Here is a 22,715-nt window from a genome sequence, read left to right on the forward strand (position 1 = left end):
ATTTATGCAGAATTTTTCTGCATAAATTTTACTTTTAAATTTCAAATTTTAACACAAAGGAAAATTTAATGAAAAAAGCAAAAATCATAGCCACGCTTGGCCCAGCTAGCGATAACGAAGAGATAATGGAAGCCATGGTTAGGGCTGGGGTCAATGTTTTTAGACTAAATTTTTCGCACAACTCGCACGAATACCACGCGCAAAATGTCGCAAAAATCCGTAGTGTGGAGAAAAAGGTCGGATTTCATATCGGGATTTTGCAAGACATCTGCGGCCCTAAAATCCGCATTGGCGAGCTTGATACGCCTTTCGAGCTAAAAGCCGGCGATCGCCTCGATATCTACGCCAAAGAGCAAATCGGCACCCAAATCGCCCCGCACCACTACGCTCTTAGCATTAATCAACCCCAAATTTTGCCTATGCTAAAAGCTGGCGAATATGTCTATCTCTACGACGGCATAATCCGCGCTAGGGTCGCTCACAGCGGAAACGATGTCGTCCAAACCGTCATCGAAAACGACGGCACCCTAAGCTCGAAAAAGGGTGTAAATTTCCCAAATACCGTCCTTGGCATAGATGTCATCACGCCAAAAGATAGAGCCGATATGGAATTTGGCGCCACTCTTGGCGTGGATTTTGTGGCAATCAGCTTTGTGCAAAGCGCAAACGACATAATCAAAGCAAAGAAAATTTTGCGCGCCTCTGGCTCGCACGCCCATGTTTTGGCAAAAATCGAAAAATTTGACGCTGTGGAAAACATAGATAGCATTATCGACGAGAGCGACGGAATCATGGTCGCTAGGGGCGATTTGGGTATCGAGGTGCCGTTTTACAAGGTGCCTTCAATCCAAAAATTGATTATCAAAAAGGCAAACGAAGCCGCCAAACCAGTCATCACAGCCACTCAAATGCTTCTTAGCATGACGCGCAACGAAACAGCCACCAGAGCCGAAATCAGCGATGTCGCCAACGCCGTGCTTGACGGCACAGACGCTGTAATGCTAAGCGAAGAGAGTGCAGTAGGCATAAATCCAGTCGCTGTCGTGCGCGCTATGTCGCATACGATACTAGAAGCGCAAGAGATCTACGCTTACAACCGCTTCAAGCACGAAAACCACGATAGCACCGATATCATGGCAGAATCTGCCGTTAGGCTAGCAGGTCAGCTAAACGCGGATAAAATCATCGCCCTAACCTCCTCTGGCAAACTAGCCGTGCAAATGGCGAGATATCGCCCAAATATCGATATCCTAGCCGTTACCCACGATATAAACACAGCGCGCTATCTCACGCTTTGTTGGGGTATAGGCCAAAGCCTAGTTATAGCAGAAGAAGCCAAGCTTCACACGCTCATGGCAAAGGCTATCAAAAGCGGCGTGGATTGTGGCGCGATCAAGCTTGACGGAACATATATCATGACGGCAGGTTATCCAACAGGTGTAAGCGGGACTACAAATCTTATCCGTATGTTAAAGGACGAGCAAATATCCTACTACTTACTAGACGCATAAAACCTAGTAAATTAATAAAATTTGTCGAATTTACTAAAAATTTAAGTAAAATTTAGCTTCGTTAGCAAATTTTTGGAGTATAATACGCCCCGTTTTAAAGGAAACGAATATTTTATTTAAAAGGAGCAAAGTTATGAAAAAATTAGTTTTCTTAACATTGTTTGGTGTTGCGAGTTGTGCATTCGCTGGTATAGCTGAGGAAATGGACGCAAAATGTCAAGCAGGAGATTATCAAGCTTGCACTGAGCTTGGTATGAAATACTACCGCGGTCAAGATGGTTTGCCACAAGACCACGAGAAAGCTCACTCATATTATGATGATACTTGTAATAAACACAATTACGCTGAGGCTTGCTACCGCGACGGAATATTTCACTCAGTAGGCGTTGGTGCAGAGCACAACCACGATCGCGCAATGCTATCTTTGAAAATGGCTTGTGATCAAGGTCACGAAAAAGCTTGCAAAATGGCAGAGAGAATCAAAGACGATAATTAATCATTATTTTTACTCTGTTTTTACCACTGCGCCGATAAAATTCGGCGCAAATTATCTAATTTACACAAAATTTAATTAAAATTTAACTCTATTATAACTATTTTAGTGTATAATCACGCGTTCCAAAGGAAACACATATTATTTTACAAGGAGAAAGTTATGAAAAAACTAGTTTTCTTAGCACTATTTGGTTTTGCGAGTTGCGCATTCGCTGGTCTAGCAGAGGATATGGACGCTAAATGCGAAGCAGGAGATTATCAAGCTTGCACTGAGCTTGGTATGAAATATTTCCGTGGCGAAGATGGCTTACCAAAAGACTATGACAAAGCTCACACATATTATGACAAAACTTGCAATATCGCTAAATGGGCTGAGGCTTGCTACCGCGACGGTATCTTCCACTCAGTTTTAGACGGCAAATGGCATAATCACGATCGTGCAATGCTATCACTATCAATGGCTTGCGAGCAAGGTCACCAAAAAGCTTGCTCTATGAAAGAAAGAATTGCTAACGATAAATAATCGTTATTTTACTATTATTTCTACTTCGGCGCCGAATTTTTCGGCGCTTTTTTTATACCAGAAAATTCTTTCTCATTGTAAGAAGCATTATTTTTGTCATTGCGAGCTTTCGTTACCGCAAGTTCCTAAATACTGCCCCGATTTTGTCATTGCGAGCAAAAGCAAAGCGTCAAGACGCTTTGCCGAAGCAATCCAGGGAAATTCCCTAATCTCTGATTTGTCATTGCGAGCTTTCGTAAAAAGCGAAGCAATCTACGAGTTTAAAATTTAAAGCATGTGTTTTTACTGTCATTGCGAGCAAAAGCAAAGCGTCAAGACGCTTTGCCGAAGCAATCAAGGGAAATTCAGATAAATTTCAATTCACAGATAAATTTACCGAAATTTATAAATTTTAAAATTCTCTCTAAATTTTACTGGATTGCTTCGACCACTGCGTGGTCTCGCAATGACACGGATTATAGCGTTTGTTATTTTTGGCTCGTAGATTGCCACGGCGACTGCGTCGCCTCGCAATGACAAATTATACTAAATTTGCTTGCTATTGTCATTGCGAGGAGCTGTGAAACAGCGACGAAGCAATCTACGAGTATAAAATTCCTAACAATAAATTTGCAAAAATACCGACCTTAAATTTTTAATTCGTAGATTGCCACGCTCGTTACACTCGCTCGCAATGACAATGGAAAGCGTAAAATTTTAAATTTAAAATTCTCTCTAAATTTTACTGGATTGCTTCGACCACTGCGTGGTCTCGCAATGACAAAGCAAATAAAATTTGCAAAATTTCTCAATGACACAAAATCGGTGCAGTATTTCAAGGTTGCGCCAGCGTGAAATTTCAAATTTCACAGAATTTCAAAATTTATGTTTCAGCTCCAAGCTAAGTATATCCGAGATTTTCTCAGCCTCGAAATACTTCGCCTGCGCCTTCATATAAGCGCACATTTGGCGGTCTTTCTCGCAAATGCCATGCTCCAACAAAAACTGCACCGCAAGCGAATTATCCATAAGCGCAGAAAATTTAATAAAGCCTTCAAGCTCCTTTTTATCGAGCTCGTTTATCCCTTTATACTTCAAACTTTCCTCGAAAAACCGCATTTTATCGGCGTGAAATTTCGAAAAATCGTAACTCTGCGCAATGCGCCTAAGATCGCTTGGCGGGGTTTTTAAGAGATAATCAAGCGTGATATTTTGGTCTTTGATAAACTCCGCCTCGCTCGAAGTTATATCAGCGACCACGCCATTTCCTAGCGGTGCGCCGTTAGCCAAAAAATATGCAAACGCGTCGAAATTATCGCACGCGCTAGCCATTTTAGCGTCGTTTTCGCTAGGTTTGGCGCCACTGCTTACCAGCAAATCTATTAGCGCAAACAGCTCCTCGCTATCAAATTTAGTGGAATTTTCGTCATTTGCCAAACCTGCGCCGATATCGCAACCATAGGAATTTACGATATTTAATGGATTGTCAAATTCGCCCTCGTTATAATTCAAATTCGGGCTGAATTTTAAAATTTCAGTGATTTTGTCGAAGTCAAATTTGCCTGTGCGCGAAATTTTAGAATTATAGATAAAATGCGTGAAAATCCGCTCGCCATACTCGCCAAATTCCTCATTTATGCGCTCAGCATTTGCGCGCGCAAAATCCAAAAGTGCGTCTAGTGCGCTAGAAATTTGCTCGTTTGTAGCGTTTTCGTCGTGGAAAATTTCAAAATTTGGCGCAGTGGTTGCGTTGGTATCAGGCGCAATATCGAGCGAAAAATTCGGCGCAGTATCGGGCGCAGTGTCCACAGAAACGCTCTTGTTTAAATTTTGCGTAAAATTTTGTGATAAATTCTGTGTAAAATTCTGCTCATTTGCGCCAGCCAAACAAACACACACAATCAAAATATAAAAAATTCCGCCCATTTGCCCTATTTTCACTGCAACTCCCTTATTGGCTTGTGCATGTAGTAGTGGTCGCAATACTGATTTATGAGCGCGCCGTCTTTGGCGTAAATTTTAAGCTCATATTCGACAAAATTTTTGCCAGTTGGGACATTTTTGTAGGTCATTTTATCGGGTTGCTGTTTTTTCTCAAACTCCGCAAACTCGCTAGGTATCATCTCAAATGAGGCTATATCCTCGATTTCGTAGCCATCTTTTAGCCCAAAATGATAGCCAGTAGTCCTATTTAGCGGGCTATTGGTATATGATCTGGAAGTGAATTTACGCTCTAAATTTAAAAAAATTATCGCTGTTTCATTGCCTATATTTTCGCAATATTTACGCTTTTTATCCGTATCGGTGAAGAGAAATAGGCAAAATTTATCCCCGCAAATCGCCTTTTGCTTCTTGTATCTCACGGGCCATTTGCTCATATTTGAGGTGCGGATTTTCTGCGTCCCTTCGTGGGTTTTGATCTCATAGACATTTTCATCTACTGGCAAAACCTCGCTATCACCGCGAAATTTACCGTATTTTTGGGGCGTGATTTCGGTATTTATATTTAGTTTAGGCGGGAAATCGTAAGCTTCAAGCGGGATTTGCAATCTTGAAATCGCCTCGAAATTTTGCTCAGCACTGCTAGGGAACCACACCGTCCTACCCGGGTTTGAGTGCAAATCAAACGAGCCAATGTATTGCCTAGTGATTTTATGCGCAGTTTGCTTATAAATTTCGTTTGCGCCATCTTTGAGGGTGATATTCCACGATTTGTGCCTGTAAAATTTCTCCTTTTTTCGCACTTCCTCGCTTGGCGAAAAATCATCTTCTATGTATAAATAATGCTCCCCCGGCATATCTTCGCCCAAAAAATAATCAAACGACAAGCCGTCGTTGTAGCGAAGCCACACGCCATGCTTATCTCGCAAGTAGATATAAGGCACGCTAATGGCATCAGGAAATGCCCCCTCAATCGCATTTTCCCAAAATATAGGTTTTGGGGTTAAATCCGCAGGAAAGGGGTTTGCTTGGGTGTTTTCAAACTGGCTTTCGTAATTTGTGTTTATATAATCGCAAGCGTCGCTGGGCTCGCGTGGATCGCACCCAGCTGGTGGCGTAAATAAAATTAAAGCATTAAAAAAAATAATAATAGCAATGCAAAAAGCCAAAAACAAAAAACCAGCAATACCAAAAACCCAAAGAAAAAATTTGAAAATTTTTTTAATCATTATTTTTATAGCGAATTTCCACCGATTTTTTGTGCGCTGTTAAGCCCTCAGCCTGCGCTAGTGCCATGCACGCTTCGCCCAGAGCGTCGATTGCGCCCTTATTTAGCGCGATTATCGAGCTTCGTTTGATGAAGTGATAAACCCCAAGCGGCGAGAAAAATCTAGCACTGCCACCTGTCGGCAAAGTATGATTTGGCCCCGCCAAATAATCCCCCATAGCCTCAGGCGTGTAATGACCCAAGAAAATCGCGCCCGCGTGTTTAATGCGCGCAAGGTAATCGTAGGCGTTGTCCATGGCGATTTCTAGGTGTTCGACGGCTAGGTCGTTCATCAAATCTATCGCCTCGTCAAAATCTCGCGCGATAATAATCGCGCCCTTGTCATCAATGCTCTTTCTAGCGATACTCTCGCGCTCTAATGTAGGCAAAATTTTATAAATTTCATCTTTTACAGCAAGGGCAAATTTCTCATCTGCGCTTACCAAAATACTGCTTGCGATCTCGTCGTGCTCAGCTTGGCTTAGCAAATCCACAGCCGTGTGATACGCACTCGCACTCGCATCTGCTAGCACGCCCACTTCGCTAGGACCTGCGATCATATCGATATTTACATCGCCAAAAACTAGCTTTTTAGCTGTGGCTACAAAGATATTTCCGGGGCCTGTGATGACATCGACCTTTTCTATCGTTTCTGTGCCATACGCCATGGCTGCGACTGCGCTCGCACCGCCTACTTTGTAGGCTTTTTTTATCCCTAGCACATGCATGGCGGCTAAGAGAAGCGAATTTACCACTCCGCCCACAGCAGGGGTGCAGACCGTGATATCAGCGACACCTGCGACGATTGCAGGCACTGCGTTCATCAAAAGCGAGCTAGGATAAGCAGCCTTGCCACCTGGGATATACAGCCCCGCGCGATCTACGGGCGTGATTTTTTGACCTAAAATTTCGCCGTGTGCGCCGAAGTCAATCCAGCTTTTTTCGAGCTGTTTTTCGTGATAGGCATAAATGCGATCATACGCCACTTTAAGCGCGGTTTTTAGCTCGCCATTTAGCTCGTCGAAAGCCTTTTTCATCTCGTCTTGCGAAATCGCCAAATTTCCCTTAACTTCCCATTTGTCAAATTTGGCTATTTGCTCGTTTAGCGCCTCATCACCGCGCGCCTTGATATCATCGATGATACCGCTTACGATTGGCATTACCTTTTGCATGTCCATATTGCCACGATTTACCAGAGCCTCGAATTCTTGCGCGAAATTGCTATCTGTGCTTTTTAAAATTTTCATATTTGATCCTAAAATTTTGATTGTAAAAATTTGAAGTTTATAGCATAATTTGGTTTTGAATTTAATAAATTTGGGAATTTAATGTCATTGCGAAATTTCCGCTACCGCAAGTTTGAAATACTGCCCCGAAATGCGCGTTGATTTGTCATTGCGAGCGTAGCGAAGCAATCCAGGGAAATTCAGATAAATTTGATAAATTGAAATTCTCTATAAATTTTACTGGATTGCTTCGAAAACTTCGTTTTCTCGCAATGACACGGATTATAGCGTTTGGTAATTTTGGCTCGTAGATTGCCACAAAACGGCTTGCGCCGTTTCTCGCAATGACAGATTATGCAAAATTTACCTTGACTTGTCATTGCGAGCTTTCGCAGAAAGCGAAGCAATCTACGAGTTTAAAATTTAAAGCGTGTGTTTTTGCTGTCATTGCGAGCCCAGCGAAGCAATCCAGGGAAATTCAGATAAATTTTGATTAATTCAAATTCTCTCTAAATTTTACTGGATTGCTTCGAAAACTTCGTTTTCTCGCAATGACACGAAATTTGCGTTTGGATTATTTATGCTCGTAGATTGCCACGAAACGGCTTGCGCCGTTTCTCGCAATGACAGATTGGGCATTGCGAGAATTAGGAGTTTTCGATTAAGGCGATTTCGTCGGCACTCAAATCATAAAGTGCAAAAACAAGCGAATTTAGCTCTTTGTCTAAAACTTTTAGCATTATTTCATCGTCCCTAGAAATTTCGTTTTGGTTTTTGATTTTTAAAATTTTATCCACTAAATTCACAAATTCTGCTTCTTTTTCTTTTGAAATTTTTGGGATAGAAATATCGCTAAAATTATTTACGCCTTTACCACCACCGAAATTAAATTTAAATTTGAATAGAAATTGCAAAATTTTCGAATTTAAAATAGCTAGAAAATATTTTATTGTTTGCAAATTTGAATTTTTTAATGTTATAAAATAACATTTATTATTGCAATAAAATTTGTCAGTATCTAAAACGAATTCAATACTTGTGCCGATTTCGTTGTAAAAAATTTTCTCTTTCTCAAATTCAGCGCAATACGCAATATTATCCTGTGTTTCAAACCATTTATTGCTTGTCTTTTTGCGACACCCTTTTTCACCACTTTGTTCGATTTGTGGTAAAAATTTAGACAAATAATTTTTAAGGCTTGGAAATTCGTCAATATCTAAATGCAGGGCAGGAAATGTGCCGATAATATAAATTTTCGCCCACGAGTATGTGTAGCGTTTAATATCTCGCCCACGAAGTATTGGCTTGATTATCGCTTTTGTGCGTTCAAGCTCGGCTACGCTCTCGCAACCACTCAAAATTTCGGTGCGGGTCGCTTCATCTATAATAAAAGCTTCGTTTAAGCCTGTTTTAATGCCATAATTAATGTTTATATCCCAATCTTTCAGCGGTGTGCCAAGGCGTTCGATTTTGGCTTTGAGATTTGCTTCGAGCGGGTTTAAGAAGATAAAACCGCTTGCTTTTAAATTCGCAGTTTGCAGGGTCGCAAAATCTTGCAAATTTGGGGAGTAGAGTTTGAATTCTGAGTTTTGCGAATTTGGATTTGGGTTGTTTTCGCTCGTAGATTGCTTCGCTTCGCTCTCAATGACAGACTGTGCGCTGTCATTGAGAGACGACTTGTCGTCGAAGCAATCCAGCACGGCGTTAGCCGTTTTTGAAGTGGCGAGATAATCGGAATTTCTCTGGATTGCTTCGACCACTTCGTGGTCTCGCAATGACAAAGTTGAATTTGCTCCGTTTTTGCGTAAAATCGTAATGGCACTATCGACGGTGGCATCATCGAAAACTTTAACGCCGTTAAAATCGGCGATTGCGAGAATTTGCGAATTTTGTAGTATTAATTCGCGCAAATTTTGCCCGTAACTAGCACGGAAAAATTTATTCGAGCAGATAAAGCCTAGCAAACCGCCGTTTTTTAGCAAATTTAGCCCCAGTTCATAAAAATACACAAACAAATCAGCCGTGCCACAATATGCTTTGTAAAGCTTTTGCAAGTGCGGTTTTTGCTCTTTTATCATCTCTTGGCGGACATAGGGCGGATTGCCGATGACAATGTCGAATTTGAAATCAAACGGAAAATCTAAAAGCGAATTTGCGCATTTTATATTATTCGATAAATCCGTGAGTTTTCGCCCTTTTTGCGCGGTGCGGAGCCAAAGCGAGAGTTTGGCGATTTGCACAGCGTCAGCGTTAATATCCACGCCAAAAAGGTTGTTTTCTAAAATTTGGGGTTCTATGTCGTATAACGGCAAAGCTTCGTTTTCGTAAATTTTGCGAAATTTATCTAAATTTTTGTGTTCGTTAATGAGAAAATCCAAAGCCCCGTTTAAAAATGCTCCACTTCCACAAGCAGGGTCGATGATTTTTAAACCAAGCAAAAATTCTTTATAAGCACGGATATTTTCTAGCGTTTGCGTTTCTACTTTGCTAAGGCGTTTTGGGTTTTTTGGGATTGCGATTTCGTGCAAATTTAGCCTTGACTTTTCATTTTCGCAAATCTGCCCTAGCGTTTGGCTAATGATAAATTTCACAATGTATTCAGGTGTGTAGAAAATGCCGTCTTTCTTGCGTTTGGAGTTTGTTTTTTCAAATTTTTCGCCGATTATTTGCGAATTTAACTCTTCTAAATCGCTTAGGCTTTGCTCGAAAATATGACCTAGGATATTTACACCAATATCGCTAGCGAAGTCGTAGGCTGAGAGTTTGGCGATATAGCTTTGTAAAATTTCATCGCTAAATTTTAGCGAATTTAGCGTCTCATCAGTGGCAAAAAGTCCGCCGTTGTAGCCATTTTCAACACCTAGTTTTTGATTTCCTTTGTCAATAGCTTCAAAATATTTTTGCCAAATTTCATAAAGGCTAAAATCGGTAAATTTTTGATTTTGCCACTCGGTGTTAATGTCTGCGACAAAATTTGATTTCAAAAGTCCATAATCTTCGGCAAAAAGGACAAAAATTATGCGGTCGCAGAATTTTTGCACTAGGCTAAGAATTTGCTTTTTGTCTAAATTTTGATTGTTTGAAATGGCGTTTTCAAAGAGTTTTAGGCGAAATTCACTAAAATCAGCGTAAAGTCTTTTTGAAATTTCTCTATCAGAACTCTCGCTTTTGTCCCGCAAATCAATAGTTTTAAACGAATTTATATTTTCGAAGCAAAAAATTTGGTGAAAAAGCTCGAATTCATCTCGTGTCATAGTAAAAAGGCTAAATTTTTCATAAGCGGTTTTTTTGTCGATATACAGGCGGATTTCATCGAAATTTGAGATGATGATATAACGGCTTTTTGAGTTTGAATTGTGATAATTAAAGGCTTGATTTTCGATTTTGTCCAAATCGTGTGTTTTTTGGTCTTTTAGCTCGATGACGCCGATGACTTCGCTGTTTGCGCCTAGGATTGCGCCGTCAGCCTTTTTGCCGTCGGTTTCGTTTTTGCTCTCTCGTTGGAGATTGAAATTTTGTGGATCGCTCGTTTTGAGCGTGTATCCAAGGCAAGCCTCAAAAATATCGTGCAAAAAATCGGTCTGATACTCTTCTTCTTTGTAGCCTTTTATGGCGTCGATTTTGGCTTGAAATTTGAGAAAATTTTCGTAGCGTTCGTTTAGAGTTTTTTCATCTTGCTTTTGTTCTTTGACGATTTTTTCTTTGAAAAGTGCCATTTATTTCCTTTTAAATTTATACTCATATCTTTGCAGCTGCGAGATATTGCCGAGAATTCCGCCTTGGTGGATATATAGGACTTCGTTTGTGAATTTTTCGCGGTTAGCTAAAAGCGTGAGAAGCCCAACGGGGTCGTAGATTAGATCAAATTCTATGCCGGTTTGCGCGTGGGCTTTTCCCCAAATTTCATAAAGTTCGGCGTAAGGTTTGCCAAAGTGAAATTTGCGTGGCGGGGGCAAAATTTGCACGCCCGAGCGTGGATCTAGGGCTAGTATTTGCTCTCTCAGATACGAGCAATCGCCCACGCAAGGCGTGGTAAAGACGCGAAAACGGCTGTGTTTGGCTAGATACGCCGCGCTCGTGCCAGTGCCACTAGGCAAAAAAATGTCAAATTCTCGCCCATTTTCGCGCGCATATTCCTCGATAAATTTAGCCTGCGCGATAAATCCAGCCTCAGCCTCGCCCTGCGCAACGCCCTCTTCGATAAAAATCGTGCTCTCATCGCAAAGGTCAAGTGCGAATTCACGGCGATTTTGCGCCACGAAAATCTCCATGCCATTGGCGAGTGCGGCGGCGAAATTCCCGCACGGACACGCACTTAAATTTTCGCTTAAATGCGAGATGACAAACTGAAATTTAAGCCCCTTTATGCGGGCAAAAACGCTTTCGTTATACATAGCGTTTGATTGCGAGCTACCAAAGCTTACAATCTTTGAAATGCCCTGCAAATCGGCACCGAGCAGGGATTGGAGTTTCCTTGCTTTATTGCCGTTAAAAATCCCAATCAAATCATCACGCAAAATTGCAAAGCTAAAATTTTCGATTTTTATCTTTTGGATTTGTGGGGGTTGTAGCGAAATTTCGCCTGTTTTTTGCGCCTTTTCTACTTCGCGCAAATGGACTTCAAACTCAGGCGAGATTATGGCGCGCTGCGAAAGCTCGCGCGAGTATTGCGCCCCGCCAAAGCTATCTTGTCGCATTTGCGTCAAATTCCAAAAATTTGCGGATTTCTTCCATAGCCTCTTTGTTGCTAAGCGTAAATTTGATTTCGATTCGACGGCTTGCGTCTTTGTCCTCGACGCCGTCAGTTAGCACAGGCTGAGAATAACTGCGACCGCTTGCGATTAGGTATTTTTGCAATCTCTCGTCTTTGTTCCACTCGTTTATGAAATTCATCACCGCTAGCGCGCGCTCTTGCGAAAGGGCTAGGTTGTATAAATACCCGCCGTCGCTGTCTGTGTGGCCCTCGATGATGATTTGATCTAGGCTATTTCTGATCTCGTCATTATCCATAAGCGCGCTAAAATACCCTTCTAGCGCGGTTTTGAAACTCTCTTTGCTACCATCTTTAAGCTCGCTTGAACCCTTGTCAAAAAGCACGGACGAGTTTAGCGTCATCGCCCCGCTCTCGCTATCTATGCGGATTTTGCCACCTAAGCGTTCTTTAAGTTCGGCAATTAGTTTGACCTTTTGACCGGTTAGGTTGCGAATTCGGTTTTTGGTGACATTTAAATCGTGCAAAATTTTGTTGAAATCGCTCTCTTTTTGGGTTAGCTGATCGAGCAAAAACGCGATTTTTATCTCTTTTTCGGTAGCTTCGGTGCGAGTGTTTTTCAAAAGCTCGCTAATGTCGAAATTCTCTTTTTTGAGTTTTTCTGCCATGGCGCTTAGATCTTCGATTTGGATAAAATAGATCGAATTTTGCTTGCGAAGGTCGGTGTTTTCGACATTTAGCTTTTCAAGCTGTTCGGAAAAAATCTTATTTAAAGCCTCTAATTCGGCTGATTTTTTCTGCGAGGATTGAAGTGCGACCATAGTCTTTTCATGCTCGCTGGTTTGGGCTTTGAGGTCGTCTTGCACCAAATAGTATTTGACGATAATCCCGCCGATTAGTAAAATAAAGACAAACAAAAGCCCCGCCATTAAATCAGCGTAAGCTATCCAAAAGGTCTCTTTTTCGCTGGTTTTACTCTTCATTTTGGTTTTCTTTTTCGTCTATGCTTTGAAGCGTTTTGCGTAGCTCGTCGATGATACCCTCTGAGCTTGTATTTTTGCCTAAGCTAGAATCGAAAAGCGATTTGATTTCGTCATTTAGCTCTTTAAAACTTGCCTTAAAGCTCTCTCTTGCGTTAATTTGCTCGCTTAGTATATTTTCGTTTAGGGATTTGATCTGCAAGGTAAAATTTACGATTGCCTGATTTAGGGCGTCTGCGCTGGTTTGCAGATTTGCGCTTTTTTGCTCAGATGATTTCGAAAAGCTCAAATATCCCGCTGAAATGCCGTTTTGGATCTCGACCATATTGCTCGTAACGGCCTTTAAAGACGATAAAATTTGATCGAAATTTTTGCTAATTTCGCCGTGAGTTAGGTTGGCATTTAGTATCATTTCGTTGGCTCGCTCTAATTCGCTTGTGGTTAGCGCAAGGGCGCGCTGTTCGGCGTCAATTATGCCTTGAAGTGTTTGCATTTTTTCATCGATTGCGACATTTAGGCTATCGCTAAGGGTATTTGAAGCCATAACCATGAAGGAGCGCGAAACCTCGGCGTTGCGATCAAGTATCTCGCTAAGGTAGCTTTGCGTGATTTCCTCTTTGCTCCAAAAAAAGTTTTTTGTGGCGTTTTTGTATTTTAAAAGCAATCTTTCGAATTTGCTAATTCCCTTTTTTTCGAAATAAATCCACCAAAGCGCCAGAAAAATACCATAAATCGACACATAAAACGCCGTGCCAACGCCACCTAGAAGCCCAGCAATCTCGGTCTCTAAATTTGCGATATTTGATGATGAGAAATTTGGCATAGAAATCGCAATGCTGATAAATGTGCCCAAAATTCCCAGCATTGGGAAAACACCCACCGCGACAGAGGCGTAGTTGTCATTGCGAAGCGAGCGCGAATATTCATCTACGAAATTTTCAAATTTAGCGTCGGACTTTTTCTTAGCCCCTATGCTAAGGAGATTTTCGACGATGTAGTTTTTGAGTTCGGTTTTGAAATTTTCGATACTATTTTGAAATTTCAAACAGCCAAATTCAGCATTATGCCTAGCCAAAAATAGCGCAATGATGAGCAAAAAGCCCATCATTACAATCGAGTGAAGCTCAACTTTGAAGTTGATTACCTTCAAAAATCCTAGCAAAAATATGGCGAAAATCACCACAGGAACAAACACGATTTTCAGATAAACGCCAAGTAGTGAGCGCTCTGGATTTTCTGGAAGCGTTAAATCTAAAATTTCTGTTGTTTTTTCCATAAATTTGCCTTAGTTTTTGTTTATACAATTTAAATTTTCAAATGCGACAAGCAATCTTTTTACCATACTTTCCTCGCCACATCTTAGCCATTTGCGAGGGTCGTAGTATTTTTTGTTTGGTTTATCTTCGCCTTCTGGGTTTCCGATTTGACCTTGCAAGTATGCTCTGTTTTTGAGCTCATACTCTCTCACGCCGTCCCAAAATGCCCACTGCGTATCGGTGTCGATATTCATCTTGACTACGCCATAGCTTACAGCGTCTTTGATATCTTTGATCTCGCTACCGCTGCCGCCGTGGAATACGAAATTTACAGGTTTGGCGTCATTTAAGCCAAATTTTTCTTGCACGAATTTTTGCGAATTTCGCAAAATTTCAGGGCGAAGCACGACATTTCCCGGTTTATACACGCCATGCACATTGCCAAAGCTCGCTGCAATCGAGAAATTATCGCTGATTTTTTTAAGTCTTTCATACGCAAGCGCGACATCTTCTGGTTGCGTGTATAAAAGCGCGTTATCCACGCCTGTATTATCCACGCCATCTTCCTCGCCACCTGTTACGCCAAGCTCGATTTCTAAGGAAATTCCTAGCTCGCTCATCTTTTTAAGATAGCTTTCGCAAGTACTTAAATTTTCTTCCAAACTCTCTTCGCTAAGATCTAGCATGTGAGAGCTAAATAGTGGCACGCCGTGCGCTTTTTTATACCCTGCGCTTGCCTCTAATAATCCATCAATCCAAGGAAGCAGTTTGCGCGCTGCGTGGTCAGTGTGTAAAATCACAGGCACGCCATAATACCTAGCTAGCAAATGCACCTGCAAAGCACCTGCGACTGCGCCCATAATCGCGCCGTTTTCGCACTCTTTGCCCGCATAATAACTCGCTCCGCCATTGCTGAATTGGATAATCACAGGAGAGTTTGCCTTTTTGGCGCTCTCTAAGACAGCATTTACCGAGTGGCTTCCTACGACATTTACAGCAGGGATTGCAAAACCCTCGCTCTGCGCATATTTGTAGAGCTTGCTAACATCATCGCCAAATAATACACCAGCTTTAACTACATCTAAAACACCCATTTTGCACCCCTTTTTTAAGATTATTTGTATTCGATTTTTGCTTTTTTAAGCAGATCTTGCGCCAATTTTTCTGAATTTGCGGCTGCTTTTTCTTGGCGGATTGAGCCTTCGATTAGAGGTTTTACCTCGCTAACTGGGACTTGGCGTTTTGCGATTTGATCCTCTTTTAAGATTACATGGTAGCCAAATTCTGTCTTAACAGGAGTTTTTGAAATTTCACCTTTTTTTAGCGCAAATGCAGCGTCTGCGAAAGGTTTAACCATAGCGCCCTCTTTTGGAAATGCTGGTAGTGCTCCACCTGATTGTTTAGCGGCTGGCTCGATTGATTTGGCTTTTGCGATTTCGCTAAATTTAGTGATTAGCGCACCACCATTTAGCCCTTTTAGCTCATCAATCACAGCCTTTGCCTCGGCGTCTGTTTTGACCAAAATATGGCGAACTTGGGCAAGTTCTGGATTTACAAATTTGGCTTTATTTTTGTTGTAAAAGTCTTGAACCTCTTTGTCGCTGATTTTGATTTTTTTGGCCTCTTTTGATTGCCATACGCGCACAGCTAGGTTGTCTTTTTGGAACTCTAACTCTTTTTTATAAACTTCGTCGTTCATAACGCCTGCTTTTTTAGCTTGTTCTACGACAAGTTTTCTAGCGATAACGCGGTTTAAGATATCTTTTTTGGTGTTTGCTGGCAGTGAAGCGAATTGTTGTGGAGCTATGCCTTGGGCTACTAGAAATGGAATAACATCGTTTTCTGTGATGTTTTTGCCATTAGCAGTCGCTAAAACTGTCGCATTTAGGCCCATGGCCACAGCTAAACTAAGTGCTGAAAAAACTAATTTATTCATTTAAATTCCTTTGTAAAAAAAATCGCAAGATTATAGCCAAAGCTGGTTAATGATTAAAATTTTGCCCGCCTTAGGATACGCATTTTCGCGTATCTATGAGCGGGTCAGTGTAATTGAAGTGAAATTTATTTTACTTCTACCTTCGCGCTTTTGCGAAGTTCTTGTAGTTTTTGCTCTAATGCAGCGCCTGCTTGTTGGCCTTTGATTAAATTTTCGATAAAAGGCTTGGCTTCGTCTTGGCTAAGCTGTTTTTGAAGTTTGGCGTCTTCTTTGAGCACGATATGATAGCCTAAATCAGTTTTGATAGGGGTTTGCGTGATAGCGCCTCTTTTAAGCTTGCTTGAAGCGTCCCAAAACGCCTTTGGCATCATTTCTTGGGTAACCCATGCAAGATGACCTTTGGTTTGTTTGGCCTCAGGCACGATTGATTTAGCTACCGCAAGCTCTTCGAATTTGCTCACCAAAGCGTCGGCTTTTGTGTTTTTTAGCTCTTTGATAATCGCGTCAGCTTCGGCCTTTTTATCCACTGTGATATTAGATAGCAACAAAGCGGCTGGTTCGACGAAAGCAGATTTGTTCTCGTTGTAAAATTTAGCGATATCAGCGTCGCTTACTTTGATTTGCTTTGATAGTTGGTGTTGATACATTTCGATAGCGATTCTATCTTGTGCTGCTTTTAGGGCGTCTTTGTATTCTTGTAGATTTGTAACGCCACTTTTTTTAGCCTCAGAGGCTAAAATTTCGATATCAACCGCTCTTGCAAGCACCATTTGTTTTTCTTGGTTGGTAAGTGCGGCTGGATCTTTGCCAAGTGCTGCTATGTGCGGGGCGACCTCGGCCTCTGTGATTGGCGCGCCATTAACTGTGGCGAAAACTGTCGCATTTAGGCTTACTGCCGCTGCTAAACTTAGGGCTGAAAATAGTAATTTTTTCATTAAAATTCCTTGTAAAAAAATGCGAGATTATAGCCAAAAAGCGATTAATAATCAAAAATTTTGTGTAAAATAAGGGCATGAGAACGAAAAAAGATATTTTGGAAATCAAAAATTTATTGTTAGAGCATTTTGGCGAGCCCACAACCGAGCTTAAATTTAGGAATTTATACGAGCTAATCGTCTGCGTTATGCTTAGCGCGCAATGCACCGATAAACGGGTAAATTTAATCACACCTGCGCTATTTAGGGAGTTTCCTGACATACACTCGCTCGCAAATGCAAATTTGGCCGCAGTTAAAATGCTGATAAATTCGTGCAGTTTTTTTAATAACAAAGCGCAAAATTTAATCAAAATGGCAAAGTCTGTGGTGGAAAATTTCGGTGGCGAAATCCCGCTAAATGAAAAGGATTTAAAAAGCCTTGCAGGGGTCGGGCAAAAGACAGCCCATGTCGTGCTAATCGAGCATTGTGGGGCGAATTTTATCGCCGTGGATACCCATGTTTTTCGCGTTTCGCACAGGCTTGGACTTTCAAGCGCAAAAACGCCAGAACTAACCGAAAACGACCTTACAAAGGCATTTGTAAGCGATCTAAACTATCTGCACCAAGCTTTGGTATTATTTGGACGATACACTTGCAAGGCGGTAAAACCGCAGTGCAAAGAGTGCTTTTTATCGCACCTTTGCAAAAGTAAGGATAAAATTTTATAAATTTTGCGTGTTTGTCATTATCTCTCGCACGGCATTTAGGATTTTTTCGACCGATTTTAGCTCGACTTTTTCATGCGTGCTGTGTGGCGAAGTGATATTTGGACCAATCGAAGCCGCCTGTATAGCGCTATCTTTTGTGATAAAAACGCCACACTCTAACCCGGCATGAACGGCACTAAGCTTCGCAGTTGGCACAAATTTTTGCAAATTTTTTAATATAAATTCGCTAAATTCGCTAATTTGCGGTTGCCAAGGCTGGCTAGTTTCGCCAAAAACGCATTCCAAGCCAAAATTCTCAGCCGACATTTTGGTTTGATATTTCACCCCTTTTAAGCCCTTTTCGCTCATCGATCTAGCGTAAAACAAAAGTTCAAATTTGCCGTTTTTTTCACCAGCCAAAGATAAATTTATGCTAGTTTGTGGCAGTTTTAACTCATCGTTAAAATCCCTAACACCTTGTTTAAATTCGCAAATGAGATTTAAAATATTGTCCGAATTTTCGTAAATTTCGCATTCTTTAAACCCTAAAAATTTATGTTTAATAAAATTTGGAAAATTTGAAATTTCATTTTTAAAAATTGCAGTCACACTAGCTTTTGCAGGGATTGAATTTGCCCTTTCACCACCGCTAAATTCGGCGATTTTACCGCCGTTTTTAGCGACAAATTCGGCTAAAAATTTAACCCCGTTTGGCAAATTTTTATGAATTTCGATTCCACTATGACCGCCCGGAAAATCATCGATAAAAATCTCATAGCAAAAGCCACTTTTTTTCTCGCGCGCGCTGTCGCAAATAGCGCGAATTTCGGCACTTCCTGCGCACCCGATTATGACTTCGTTTTCATCTTCGCTGTCCAAATTTAGCATTTTTTTGCTTTTTATCTCTGCGTTAAATTCTCTAACGCCCCAAAGCCCCACTTCTTCGTTATTTGTGAAAACTGCCTCAAAATCGCTAAATTCGCTCATCATCGCCATTATAATTGCTACACCGATTCCGTTATCAGCCCCAAGCGATGAATTTTTCGCGCTTAAAAATCCGTCTTGCTCTACTAGCTCGATTTGCGGCGCAAGCCCTACGCCAACCATATCATAATGCGCTTGCAGGCAAATTTGTGGCTCACCTTTTATGGCATAAATATTTCCGGCACTATCAACTTCTACGCTAAATTCGTGCTTTTTAGCAAATTCCACTAAAAAATCGCGCAGTTTTTCGGTTTCATAGCTAAGGTGCGGAATTTCGCAAATTTGCCTAAAATAACTCATAACTTTTTGCATTTTTTCGCCTTATTTTCGCTTATCGCTTACGATTTTGCCCTCGTAAGTGGTCTTTGCGATAGCTTCAAGCATTGCCTTTGTATCGGCATCATCGCGCGCTAGCACGCTGGCTGTTTTAGTTGCTAACTCCACGCGCGCGCTGATTACGCCCTCGCACTCGCTTAGGGCCTTTCTCACCATTTGCGTGCAGAGCGGGCAGTGTATTTTCTCTACATAAATTTCAATCTCTCTATCGGCGAAAACCGCGCTAACAAGGGCAAATAATAGTAAAATTTTACGCATAAATTTCCTTATTTTTGTTTAATACTTAAAATTTTGGCTTTTTCGTATTTTGCGTTTTTCAAAGCCTCGATCATAGCGTTCGTATCGGCGCTATCCTCGGCGATGACGACCGCCTTTTTCTCGCCCTCTTTGGCCTCGACGCTAATTACCCCCTCGCATTTTTGCAAGGCAAATTTAATCGAAGCTGCGCATAGGTTGCAATGGATTTTTCCGACTTGGATTTCGATTTCGCGCTGTGCAAAAAGCGCGCCACAAACGAGTGATAAAAGTAAAATTTTACGCATAAAATCTCCCTAAAATTTCAGGATAAAATAGAAGTAAAAATATCAAAATTCCGCTTAAAATGTAAATAAAATACCATTTTTTGCGACCTGCGCCGATAACGCATGAGTTTTTGCGAAATAGCACAAAATAGAGGCTCACAATGTAAAAAACAATGGAAATCGCCGTAAAAATGGGGCGAAATCTCGCCAACTCGTCCGCAAAGGAAAGTGCCGAAAAACTCACCCCAAAAAGCAAAAACAAAAGCGCCGGCAAACAGCACAAAGTCGCCATAAATGCGCTTACAATCGCTAGAACGATAAATTTTAGCCTACTCAAATTTCGCGACTTTTATAATCGTAGCTAAATTCTTTCGGGTCGTAATAATTTAGCGTTTGTCCGTCCGTTTCGCCATAAACATAGCCGAAATTGTTTATCGGAAATTGCGCTGGGCGCGGACTTAGCGTGAAATCTCTGCCGTAATTAAACCCTATCCAGCACATCTCCCAGTTGCCAAAGAGATATTCGCGGATTTGCGCGATTTTTTGGTCGTCGTTTGTGAGTTTTTCGCCTAGGCGGACCTTGGTGACATCGGCAGGATCTACTGGAATCCAGCCATATCCTTTGAGATAAAACTCAGCTCTGCAATGCTGTCCGCCTGAAATATGGCTAAATCCATCATCTTTGGGTGCTGCGCCCATTTGAGATGAGAAACGCGACGCGCCCACACGGATACCAAACATTTCGCGCGCAGGTATCCCAGCAGCCCTCGCCAAAGCCACAAAAACTGAGTTTATGTCGGTGCATTTGCCACTTAATTTACCGCTACTAAGTATTTGCTTCACATCGCCTAGCCCACACCCAAGCACGCTGTTATCGCGCTCCATGGTGTTTGCCACCCAGGTGTAAATCGCCCTAGCCTTTTCTAAATCGCCTTTGATATTTCCCACGATTTCATCTGATTTTTGCTTCACCACGCCGTCGATTTGAATTTGCGTAGTTGGCTGCAAAAATTTGGCAATTTCGGGGGCTAATTTTTCGTTTTCGTTGAAATTTACCTTCGAAAAATCGGTATTTCGCTCTGTGGTTTGCACATCGAAACTGATATCAAGTATCGGAGTTTCGCTTCCGCTAAATTTCGCATAATATGTCGGAATTTCGCCCTCAGTGATAAATTTCTCCACTGCGTTTGAGCCGACCTTATAGTGCGAAATGACCTGCTGAAAATCGCTAGGAAGCACGAGCGGGACCCATACCCTGCTCTCTTTGCCGACCTCTTTGATAGCGTGTTTTAAACTAACGCTAAATTTGCGCGTTTTTTTTGCAGCTTCGCTAGCAATCGTATCTGCACCTAAAACCACGCTAGGAGCGAAGCTAGCGACACCTAAAATACTACTAAATTTGAAAAAATCTCGTCTTTTCATTTGAAAAATTCCTGAATAATCTAACCAAACTTGGCTCTAAAAGGCAGAGATTTTATCCTTTTAATGCTTTAAAATTGCTTTTTTAAATTTGCTTTGATAAAATGGCGCAAAATTTATGAAATTTAGGGTAAAAAATGGATTTAACTACCATAAAAAACGAAATGTTAAAAAAACTAGAAAACGCTCAAAACGCTGAAATTTTAGGCGCGATTAAGGCACTGCCAAAATTTGATTGCAAGGTGAGTTTTGGCGATGCTATAAGTGCGAAATTTGACGCAAATGAAGAGCAAATGAAGCAAATCAGGCAAATCGCACTATCGCTAAAACCTTGGCGCAAGGGACCTTTCGTGCTAAATGAGCTTTTTATCGACAGCGAGTGGCAAAGCTTCATCAAATTTAATCTTTTAGGGGGGCATATCGATTTGGCGGGCAAAAATGTCGCAGATGTGGGGTGCAATAATGGTTATTATATGTATCGTATGCTAGGCCTTGGCGCGCATAGCGTTACAGGCTTTGATCCTAGCGCGCTATTTTATCTGCAATTTTTGTTTTTACAGCATTTTATGCGAGCGCAGGCGATTTTCGAGCCGCTTGGCGTGGAGCATTTGCCGTTTTATGGGGCGAAATTTGACACGATTTTCTGCCTTGGCGTGATTTATCATCGCTCAGATCCTATCTCTATGCTAAAACAGCTCAAATCTGCGCTAAATAGCGGTGGCGAGGTGATTTTAGATACAATGTATATAGATATGGACGGGGATTTCGCGCTCACGCCAAAGGGCGGGTATTCTAAGATCTCAAATATCTACTTCGTGCCCACTATCGGCGCACTTAGCAACTGGTGCGAAAGGGCGAAATTTAAGAATTTTGAAATTTTAGAAACCAAACAAACTGATTTTAACGAACAGCGAAAAACCGAGTGGATTGACGGCCAGAGCTTGGAAAATTTCCTAGATCCAAAAAACCCAAATCTCACTATCGAGGGTTACCCTGCCCCGAAACGAGTCTATGTCAAAATCAGCCTGTAAATACGCAAAATTTTACAAATAATTTTGCGTATTTTGTTAAATTTGGCAAAATTTGCAAATAAATCATAAATTTTAATCAAATTTTTCTCTCTTTTTTAAAGCTTAATTTTAGTTTAATATTGGTAGAATTAAAAGTTTAGTTTATAATTTACAAAGGTTTTCTATGAACGCTCAAAATTTAATTCCATATTTGACCGATTTTTTGGCCACAGAACTTGAAAAAACAGGAGCAGACGCTTTCGTAGTCGGAGTCAGCGGAGGACTTGATAGTGCCGTAGTATCGGCGTTATGCGCCCTAACAGAGATCCCAACTCACGCCCTAATCATGCCTATGCCTAGCTCAAATTTAGCAAATTTAGGCGATGCAATCGAGCACTGCGATATGTTTGGTATAGACTACGAAATCCAAGAAATCGCCCCATTTATGGAGGCTTTCGCTTCGCTTGATACTGGCGCAGACAAGCTAAGAACTGGAAATTTTGCGACAAGAGTTCGCATGGGATTATTATATGATTACAGTGCGAAACACCGCGCGGTCGTAGTTGGAACAACAAATTTGAGCGAAAGAATGCTAGGATACAGCACGATTTATGGTGATTTAGCGTGTGCCTTTAACCCAATCGGTGAAATTTTAAAGACAAAAGTAAGCAAACTTGCCGAAGCACTTACAATCAATGAAAACATAATCGCAAAAACTCCGAGCGCAGATTTATGGGAAAATCAAAGCGACGAAAGAGAGCTTGGATATAGCTATGATATCCTTGATAGCGTGCTTAGAGATATCTTCTCTCGCCCTGAACTTCGCGAAAAAATTAGAGGCGGCAAAGAGATTACAAAAGATGATTTAGCATACTTGCTTGATTCGAATCACAACGCTGATTTATGCAAATTTATCACAAATAGAATGATAAAAAATAGCTTTAAATTACGCATGCCAAATGTAGCACAAGTAGATCCTAATGCTTAGGATTTCAC

22 protein-coding genes are annotated in these 22,715 nt (G+C 41.3%); 7 read left to right on the top strand and 15 right to left on the bottom strand.

Annotated features, from left to right (window positions below; translation table 11 throughout):
* Positions 1-68: 68 nt before the first annotated feature.
* From pyk to OFO01_RS04055, 4 genes are all read left to right on the top strand, one after another.
* Positions 69-1,511 (top strand): pyruvate kinase, encoded by a 1,443-nt coding sequence (gene pyk, locus OFO01_RS04040; RefSeq protein WP_270858905.1) that lies wholly within the window; start codon positions 69-71, stop codon positions 1,509-1,511.
* Between the two features lie 133 nt (positions 1,512-1,644).
* Entirely contained in the window at positions 1,645-2,007 is a 363-nt protein-coding gene (locus OFO01_RS04045) for a tetratricopeptide repeat protein (RefSeq protein ID WP_270858906.1), read from the top strand.
* 159 nt (positions 2,008-2,166) lie between these two features.
* Positions 2,167-2,529: a hypothetical protein gene (locus OFO01_RS04050; protein WP_270858907.1), complete on the top strand. Its 363-nt coding sequence runs from the start codon at positions 2,167-2,169 to the stop codon at positions 2,527-2,529.
* A gap of 321 nt (positions 2,530-2,850) precedes the next feature.
* Entirely contained in the window at positions 2,851-3,045 is a 195-nt protein-coding gene (locus tag OFO01_RS04055) for a hypothetical protein (protein ID WP_270858908.1), read from the top strand.
* Positions 3,046-3,384: 339 nt separating this feature from the next.
* Here OFO01_RS04055 and OFO01_RS04060 read toward each other — a convergent pair whose 3' ends face one another.
* The 10 genes from OFO01_RS04060 to OFO01_RS04105 all read right to left on the bottom strand — a co-directional run bounded on the left by OFO01_RS04060 (position 3,385) and on the right by OFO01_RS04105 (position 16,760).
* Positions 3,385-4,449 carry a hypothetical protein gene (locus OFO01_RS04060; protein WP_270858909.1) on the bottom strand — a complete coding sequence of 355 codons (1,065 nt, stop codon included), beginning with the start codon at positions 4,447-4,449 and terminating at the stop codon, positions 3,385-3,387.
* Complete coding sequence (locus tag OFO01_RS04065) at positions 4,446-5,678, bottom strand: hypothetical protein (RefSeq protein ID WP_270858910.1); 1,233 nt, start codon at positions 5,676-5,678, stop codon at positions 4,446-4,448. Before OFO01_RS04065 ends, OFO01_RS04060 begins: the two co-directional genes overlap by 4 nt.
* A complete protein-coding gene (gene hisD / locus OFO01_RS04070; protein WP_270858911.1) occupies positions 5,671-6,963 on the bottom strand; it encodes a histidinol dehydrogenase in 1,293 nt (430 codons plus the stop codon). Before hisD ends, OFO01_RS04065 begins: the two co-directional genes overlap by 8 nt.
* A gap of 626 nt (positions 6,964-7,589) precedes the next feature.
* Positions 7,590-10,658, bottom strand: a complete 3,069-nt coding sequence (locus tag OFO01_RS04075; protein WP_270858912.1) for an Eco57I restriction-modification methylase domain-containing protein — start codon at positions 10,656-10,658, stop codon at positions 7,590-7,592.
* Positions 10,659-11,639: a 1-aminocyclopropane-1-carboxylate deaminase gene (locus OFO01_RS04080; RefSeq protein ID WP_270858913.1), complete on the bottom strand. Its 981-nt coding sequence runs from the start codon at positions 11,637-11,639 to the stop codon at positions 10,659-10,661.
* Entirely contained in the window at positions 11,626-12,636 is a 1,011-nt protein-coding gene (locus OFO01_RS04085; RefSeq protein ID WP_270858914.1) for an OmpA family protein, read from the bottom strand. Before OFO01_RS04085 ends, OFO01_RS04080 begins: the two co-directional genes overlap by 14 nt.
* Positions 12,626-13,909: a MotA/TolQ/ExbB proton channel family protein gene (locus OFO01_RS04090; RefSeq protein ID WP_270858915.1), complete on the bottom strand. Its 1,284-nt coding sequence runs from the start codon at positions 13,907-13,909 to the stop codon at positions 12,626-12,628. Before OFO01_RS04090 ends, OFO01_RS04085 begins: the two co-directional genes overlap by 11 nt.
* 9 nt (positions 13,910-13,918) lie before the next feature.
* Complete coding sequence (fbaA, locus tag OFO01_RS04095; RefSeq protein WP_270858916.1) at positions 13,919-14,983, bottom strand: class II fructose-bisphosphate aldolase; 1,065 nt, start codon at positions 14,981-14,983, stop codon at positions 13,919-13,921.
* 20 nt (positions 14,984-15,003) lie between these two features.
* Positions 15,004-15,825, bottom strand: a complete 822-nt coding sequence (locus OFO01_RS04100; protein WP_270858917.1) for a peptidylprolyl isomerase — start codon at positions 15,823-15,825, stop codon at positions 15,004-15,006.
* A 125-nt stretch (positions 15,826-15,950) separates the two neighbouring features.
* Positions 15,951-16,760, bottom strand: coding sequence for a peptidylprolyl isomerase (locus OFO01_RS04105; protein ID WP_270858918.1), 810 nt, complete (start codon positions 16,758-16,760; stop codon positions 15,951-15,953).
* A gap of 77 nt (positions 16,761-16,837) precedes the next feature.
* Here OFO01_RS04105 and nth point away from each other — a divergent pair, with 77 nt between their 5' ends.
* A complete protein-coding gene (nth, locus tag OFO01_RS04110; RefSeq protein ID WP_270858919.1) occupies positions 16,838-17,470 on the top strand; it encodes an endonuclease III in 633 nt (210 codons plus the stop codon).
* Here nth and OFO01_RS04115 read toward each other — a convergent pair.
* The 5 genes from OFO01_RS04115 to OFO01_RS04135 are packed head-to-tail and all read right to left on the bottom strand — an operon-like array spanning position 17,465 to position 20,712.
* Positions 17,465-18,745, bottom strand: a complete 1,281-nt coding sequence (locus OFO01_RS04115; RefSeq protein ID WP_270858920.1) for a M28 family peptidase — start codon at positions 18,743-18,745, stop codon at positions 17,465-17,467. The genes nth and OFO01_RS04115 overlap by 6 nt on opposite strands.
* A gap of 9 nt (positions 18,746-18,754) precedes the next feature.
* Positions 18,755-19,027 (bottom strand): cation transporter, encoded by a 273-nt coding sequence (locus tag OFO01_RS04120; protein ID WP_270858921.1) that lies wholly within the window; start codon positions 19,025-19,027, stop codon positions 18,755-18,757.
* Positions 19,028-19,035: 8 nt separating this feature from the next.
* Positions 19,036-19,311: a heavy-metal-associated domain-containing protein gene (locus OFO01_RS04125; protein WP_270858922.1), complete on the bottom strand. Its 276-nt coding sequence runs from the start codon at positions 19,309-19,311 to the stop codon at positions 19,036-19,038.
* A complete protein-coding gene (locus OFO01_RS04130; RefSeq protein ID WP_270858923.1) occupies positions 19,304-19,627 on the bottom strand; it encodes an aryl sulfotransferase in 324 nt (107 codons plus the stop codon). Before OFO01_RS04130 ends, OFO01_RS04125 begins: the two co-directional genes overlap by 8 nt.
* The gene (locus OFO01_RS04135) at positions 19,624-20,712 is read right to left on the bottom strand and encodes a transglutaminase-like domain-containing protein (RefSeq protein WP_270858924.1); all 1,089 of its coding nucleotides are present in this window, start codon (positions 20,710-20,712) and stop codon (positions 19,624-19,626) included. The genes OFO01_RS04130 and OFO01_RS04135 overlap by 4 nt, the downstream gene beginning before the upstream one ends.
* A 134-nt stretch (positions 20,713-20,846) precedes the next feature.
* Between OFO01_RS04135 and cmoB the strand changes: the two genes are divergently transcribed.
* Positions 20,847-21,740 carry a tRNA 5-methoxyuridine(34)/uridine 5-oxyacetic acid(34) synthase CmoB gene (cmoB, locus tag OFO01_RS04140; RefSeq protein WP_270858925.1) on the top strand — a complete coding sequence of 298 codons (894 nt, stop codon included), beginning with the start codon at positions 20,847-20,849 and terminating at the stop codon, positions 21,738-21,740.
* Positions 21,741-21,903: 163 nt separating this feature from the next.
* The gene (gene nadE, locus OFO01_RS04145) at positions 21,904-22,707 is read left to right on the top strand and encodes an NAD(+) synthase (RefSeq protein WP_270858926.1); all 804 of its coding nucleotides are present in this window, start codon (positions 21,904-21,906) and stop codon (positions 22,705-22,707) included.
* Positions 22,708-22,715 lie beyond the last annotated feature (8 nt).

The sequence above is a fragment of the Campylobacter sp. JMF_01 NE2 genome (assembly GCF_027737365.1).
Taxonomy (GTDB): domain Bacteria; phylum Campylobacterota; class Campylobacteria; order Campylobacterales; family Campylobacteraceae; genus Campylobacter_B.

Bases quoted from the DNA above. Each gene is read 5' to 3' on its own strand.
- pyk (WP_270858905.1), top strand. From the start codon at position 69: ATGAAAAAAGCAAAAATCATAGCCACGCTTGGCCCAGCTAGCGATAAC.
- OFO01_RS04045 (WP_270858906.1), top strand. From the start codon at position 1,645: ATGAAAAAATTAGTTTTCTTAACATTGTTTGGTGTTGCGAGTTGTGCA.
- OFO01_RS04050 (WP_270858907.1), top strand. From the start codon at position 2,167: ATGAAAAAACTAGTTTTCTTAGCACTATTTGGTTTTGCGAGTTGCGCA.
- OFO01_RS04065 (WP_270858910.1), bottom strand. From the start codon at position 5,678: ATGATTAAAAAAATTTTCAAATTTTTTCTTTGGGTTTTTGGTATTGCT.
- hisD (WP_270858911.1), bottom strand. From the start codon at position 6,963: ATGAAAATTTTAAAAAGCACAGATAGCAATTTCGCGCAAGAATTCGAG.
- OFO01_RS04075 (WP_270858912.1), bottom strand. From the start codon at position 10,658: ATGGCACTTTTCAAAGAAAAAATCGTCAAAGAACAAAAGCAAGATGAA.
- OFO01_RS04080 (WP_270858913.1), bottom strand. From the start codon at position 11,639: ATGCGACAAGATAGCTTTGGCGGGGCGCAATACTCGCGCGAGCTTTCG.
- OFO01_RS04085 (WP_270858914.1), bottom strand. From the start codon at position 12,636: ATGAAGAGTAAAACCAGCGAAAAAGAGACCTTTTGGATAGCTTACGCT.
- OFO01_RS04090 (WP_270858915.1), bottom strand. From the start codon at position 13,909: ATGGAAAAAACAACAGAAATTTTAGATTTAACGCTTCCAGAAAATCCA.
- fbaA (WP_270858916.1), bottom strand. From the start codon at position 14,983: ATGGGTGTTTTAGATGTAGTTAAAGCTGGTGTATTATTTGGCGATGAT.
- OFO01_RS04100 (WP_270858917.1), bottom strand. From the start codon at position 15,825: ATGAATAAATTAGTTTTTTCAGCACTTAGTTTAGCTGTGGCCATGGGC.
- OFO01_RS04105 (WP_270858918.1), bottom strand. From the start codon at position 16,760: ATGAAAAAATTACTATTTTCAGCCCTAAGTTTAGCAGCGGCAGTAAGC.
- nth (WP_270858919.1), top strand. From the start codon at position 16,838: ATGAGAACGAAAAAAGATATTTTGGAAATCAAAAATTTATTGTTAGAG.
- OFO01_RS04115 (WP_270858920.1), bottom strand. From the start codon at position 18,745: ATGCAAAAAGTTATGAGTTATTTTAGGCAAATTTGCGAAATTCCGCAC.
- OFO01_RS04120 (WP_270858921.1), bottom strand. From the start codon at position 19,027: ATGCGTAAAATTTTACTATTATTTGCCCTTGTTAGCGCGGTTTTCGCC.
- OFO01_RS04125 (WP_270858922.1), bottom strand. From the start codon at position 19,311: ATGCGTAAAATTTTACTTTTATCACTCGTTTGTGGCGCGCTTTTTGCA.
- OFO01_RS04135 (WP_270858924.1), bottom strand. From the start codon at position 20,712: ATGAAAAGACGAGATTTTTTCAAATTTAGTAGTATTTTAGGTGTCGCT.
- cmoB (WP_270858925.1), top strand. From the start codon at position 20,847: ATGGATTTAACTACCATAAAAAACGAAATGTTAAAAAAACTAGAAAAC.
- nadE (WP_270858926.1), top strand. From the start codon at position 21,904: ATGAACGCTCAAAATTTAATTCCATATTTGACCGATTTTTTGGCCACA.